Raw genomic sequence first — 4,847 nt, 5'->3', positions numbered from 1 at the left:
TGAGCCGCTGTAAGAGCGGAACCATAAGCCGCCGTTACCTAAATAACGGATATGTCCCCCATCTAACCCACACCAATCATCCCCCAGCCTTATCGCGCACCATTCACCCCCAGCCGTATTTATTGTGACCCCAGGCCCCGTGCCTGACACTCAACCCATCCACCCCTAACCACCCCTGGAGTCCCCAATGAGTGAGCCTGTGCAGTTCCAAGACAAGGTCGTGATCGTCACCGGTGCCGGCGGCGGACTAGGCCGCGCCCACGCACTCCTGTTCGCCAGACACGGCGCCAAAGTGCTGGTCAACGATCTTGGCGGCTCAACCCAGGGCGAAGGCGCCAACGCCTCGGCGGCCGACCGCGTAGTGGCCGAAATCCGCGAAGCCGGCGGCATCGCCGAGGCCAACCACGACTCCGTCACCGACGGTGACAAGATCGTCCAGAACGCCCTCGACGCCTTCGGCCGCATCGACGTCGTGGTCAACAACGCCGGGATCCTGCGGGACAAAACCTTCCACAAAATGGAAGACAGCGACTGGGACCTGGTCTACCGCGTACACGTCGAAGGCGCCTACAAAGTCACCCGCGCCGCCTGGCCCCACCTGCGTGAACAAGCCTACGGCCGGGTGATCTTCACCGCCTCCACCTCCGGTATCTACGGCAACTTCGGCCAGTCCAACTACGGCATGGCCAAGCTCGGCCTGTACGGCCTGACCCGCACCCTGGCGCTGGAAGGCCGCAAGAACAACATCCTGGTCAACGCCATCGCCCCCACCGGCGGTACACGTATGACCGAAGGCCTGATCCCGCCGCAAGTCTTCGAACGCCTCAAGCCGGAATTGATCAGCCCGCTGGTGGTGTACCTGGGCAGCGAGGCGTGTCAGGAAACCTCCGGGCTGTTTGAGGTGGGCGGCGGCTGGATCGGCAAGACCCGCTGGGAGCGCAGCCTGGGGGTTGGGTTCGACCCTGAAGCCGGGTTCTCCCCGGATGATGTCGCCGCCCACTGGCAGCAAATCTGTGACTTCGACGGGGCCGCTCACCCCAAGGACAACATCGAGGCCTTGAAGGAGATGATGGCCAACCTGCAGAAGTACAGCCTGTGATCATTACGTGAAAAAGTTTTAATCAAGCGGGGCGCCATGGCGCCCCGCTTTATTTCAGGCATAAAAAAAGCCGCTGCAAAGGCAGCGGCTGAAGTAAGACGTTTGATCAAGGAGCAATAAATCAACGTCAGTGAACACCGGTAACAGATTGAAAATATTGATCAATCCATAAAAAACTGGCTGTTCTTCCAGGTTCTGGAAGCGGGCGGTTTGCCCTGAAAGCCAGGCAAGAATAGGCTTTTGTTACAAAATGAAAAATAGCGATTCGAGACAAGGACTGTTACCAAACCCGCAACAGTGGCAATAACACCTCATCCATCCTCCTGATAATCCTTCATCCATCTCGTCCATGGCCTCTCCAGGACCCCGGCCAGAGCGCCCTCTCATCCTTTCGAGCGACAACACGAATACCTCCTTGGTGCGCTTATCGCTCTTGATCGCGGGCAGTAGGGTGGGGCCTTCTGTCACACCACCGGGGAAGACGCATGACAAAAACAACAATGCGCGCCATCTTCAGGCCACAGGCGCTGGCCGCTGCGGTTGCTTTGGGTTGCTGTGCCCAGGCGCAGGCTGTTTCGTTCAACATCGGCGAGATCGAAGGGCAATTCGATTCCTCGCTGTCGGTCGGTGCCAGCTGGGGCATGCGCGATGCCGACAAGAAGCTGGTGGGCATTCCCAACGGCGGAACGGGCCAGGCTTCCACCGGCGATGATGGTCGCCTGAACTTCAAGAAGGGTGAGACCTTCTCCAAGATCTTCAAGGGCATCCACGACCTGGAACTCAAGTACGGCGACAGCGGCGTGTTCGTGCGCGGCAAGTACTGGTACGACTTCGAACTGCAGGACGAAGACCGCGAATTCAAGCAGATCAGCAATAACCACCGCGACGAAGGCGCGCGCTCTTCCGGCTACGAATTACTCGATGCATTTGTCTATCACAACTATTCCATCGGCGATTTGCCGGGCAACGTGCGCGTCGGTAAACAGGTGGTCAGTTGGGGGGAAAGTACGTTCATCGGCAACTCCATCAACAGCATCAACCCCATCGACGTTTCCGCGTTCCGCCGCCCTGGCGCCGAGATCAAGGAAGGCCTGATTCCGGTCAACATGGTGTTCGCCTCCCAAAGCCTCACCAACCAGTTGAGCGTGGAAGGTTTCTACCAGTTGAACTGGGAAAACACCGTGGTGGACAACTGCGGCACCTTCTTCGGTAACGACGTGGTGGCCCATGGCTGCAACGGCAACTACACCGTCGGCAGCCCGGCGATTGCGCCGTTGCAACCGGTGGCGGCGGCGTTTGGCCAGGGCTTCCAGGTTACGAAAGAAGGCGTAGTGGTGCAGCGTGCAAAAGACCGCGAGGCGCGCGATGGCGGCCAGTTCGGCATGGCGTTGCGCTGGCTGGGAGATGACACCGAGTACGGCCTGTACTTCATGAACTATCACAGCCGCACGCCCACCGTCGGTACCATCACCGCCAACACCAACCTGGCAACCATTGGCGCTATTGCCAACGCGGCCAACGGGATCGCCCCGGGTACCGGGGCCGGCCTGGCGCAAAGCACGATGCTCGGTCGCGGCCAGTATTACCTCGACTACCCGGAAAACATCCGCCTGTTCGGTGCCAGTTTCTCCACCACCTTGCCCACCGGCACCGCCTGGACCGGCGAAATCAGCTACCGCCCGAATGCTCCCGTACAACTCAACACCACCGACCTGACGCTGGCCCTGGTCAACCCGATTGCCGGCAACGCCGCTTCACCGATCAGCAGTTCCTTCGGTGCCGACAACGCCGGCTACCGCCGCAAGGAAATCACCCAGATCCAGAGCACCATGACCCAATTCTTCGACCAGGTACTGGGCGCCGAACGCCTGACCCTGGTGGGCGAGGCGGCCTTTGTGCACGTCGGCGGGCTGGAGGCGAAATCCAAGCTGCGTTATGGCCGTGACTCGGTCTACGGCCAGTACGGCTTCGGCGGCGACACCGATGGGTTTGTCACGGCCAACTCCTGGGGTTATCGCGCCCGGGCCATCCTCGATTACAACAACGTATTCGCCGGGGTCAACCTCAAGCCCAACGTGTCGTGGTCCCAGGACGTCAGCGGCTACGGCCCCAACGGCCTGTTCAACGAAGGCGCCAAGGCCATCAGCGTCGGCGTGGATGCGGACTACCGCAACACCTACACCGCGAGCCTGAGCTACACCGACTTTTTTGGCGGTGACTACAACACCCTCACCGACCGCGACTTCATCGCCCTCAGCTTTGGCGTGAACTTCTGATTTGGCTTAAGTAAGGACAAGAGACTATGCGCAAAATGATTCTGCAATGCGGGGTGTTGGCCCTGAGCCTGTTGGCCGCCAACGTGATGGCCGCAGTGTCGCCGGAAGAAGCGGCCAAGCTCGGCACTACCCTGACCCCGGTGGGCGCCGAGAAGGCCGGTAACGCCGATGGTTCGATCCCGGCATGGACCGGTGGTATCCCGAAAAACGCCGGGGCGGTGGACAGCAAGGGTTTCCTCGCTGACCCGTTCGCCAATGAAAAGCCGCTGTTCGTGATCACCGCCGCTACGGTCGACCAGTACAAGGACAAACTCTCCGAAGGCCAGGTGGCGATGTTCAAGCGCTACCCGCAAACCTACAAGATTCCGGTGTACCCGACCCACCGCACGGTCAACCTGCCGCCGGAGATCTACGAGTCGATCAAGCGCAGCGCGCTCAACGTACACGCGATCAACGACGGCAACGGCCTGGAAAATTTCACCGGCAACCGCTACTACGCCTTCCCGATTCCGAAAAATGGCGTGGAAGTGCTGTGGAACCACATCACCCGTTACCACGGCGGCAACCTGCGCCGCATCATCACCCAGGCCACGCCGCAGACCAACGGCAGCTACACCCCGATCCGTTTCGAGGAAGAAGTGGCCGTGCCGCAACTGATCCCGGACATGGACCCGGTCAAGGGCGCCAACGTACTGACCTTCTTCAAACAATCGGTGACCGCCCCGGCGCGCCTGGCCGGCAACGTACTGTTGGTGCATGAGACGCTCGACCAGGTGAAGGAACCGCGCCTGGCCTGGGTCTACAACGCCGGCCAGCGCCGGGTACGCCGTGCGCCGCAAGTGGCCTACGACGGGCCGGGCACTGCGGCCGACGGCCTGCGCACCTCGGATAACTTCGACATGTTCTCCGGCGCCCCCGACCGCTACGACTGGAAGCTGGTGGGCAAGAAGGAGATGTACATTCCCTACAACAGCTACAAGCTCGATTCGCCGACCCTCAAGTACGACGACATCATCAAGGCCGGCCACATCAACCAGGACCTGACCCGCTACGAGCTGCACCGGGTCTGGGAAGTGATCGGCACGGTCAAGCCGAGCGAGCGGCACATCTACGCCAAGCGCCACATGTACATCGACGAAGACAGCTGGCAGGTGGCGCTGGTGGACCACTACGACGGCCGCGGCCAGCTGTGGCGTGTTGCTGAAGGTCACGCGCAGTTCTACTACGACCATCAGGTGCCGGCCTACACCGTCGAAACCCTGTACGACATCATCGCCGGGCGCTACATCGCCCTGGGCATGAAGAACGAAGAGAAGAGCAGCTTTGTGTTCGGCTTTGCGGCCAAGGCGGCCGACTACACGCCGGCAGCATTGCGCTCGGAAGGCGTGCGCTAAAACCTGATTGAAATGCGATCAAACTGTGGGAGCGGGCTTGCTCGCGAAGGCGGTCTGTCAGTTAAAGCATCAGTGACT

The 4,847-nt window shown here is 60.7% G+C and carries 3 protein-coding genes; all 3 read left to right on the top strand.

From position 1 onward, the window contains the following. Window positions 1-187 precede the first annotated feature (187 nt). The 3 genes from ACW9I6_RS30825 (at window position 188) to ACW9I6_RS30815 (ending at window position 4,769) form a co-directional block, all read left to right on the top strand. Complete coding sequence (locus ACW9I6_RS30825; RefSeq protein ID WP_008438591.1) at window positions 188-1,099, top strand: SDR family oxidoreductase; 912 nt, start codon at window positions 188-190, stop codon at window positions 1,097-1,099. 485 nt (window positions 1,100-1,584) lie between these two features. After that, on the top strand, window positions 1,585-3,375 hold the full coding sequence (locus tag ACW9I6_RS30820) for a DUF1302 domain-containing protein (protein ID WP_023659149.1): 1,791 nt from the start codon (window positions 1,585-1,587) through the stop codon (window positions 3,373-3,375). A gap of 26 nt (window positions 3,376-3,401) precedes the next feature. Further along, on the top strand, window positions 3,402-4,769 hold the full coding sequence (locus ACW9I6_RS30815; RefSeq protein ID WP_457340185.1) for a DUF1329 domain-containing protein: 1,368 nt from the start codon (window positions 3,402-3,404) through the stop codon (window positions 4,767-4,769). Window positions 4,770-4,847 lie beyond the last annotated feature (78 nt).

The sequence above is a fragment of the Pseudomonas sp. SDO5522_S412 genome (assembly GCF_054071215.1).
Note: the sequence above shows the minus strand (reverse complement) of the source record. Positions and strands in the feature narration are given on the sequence as shown.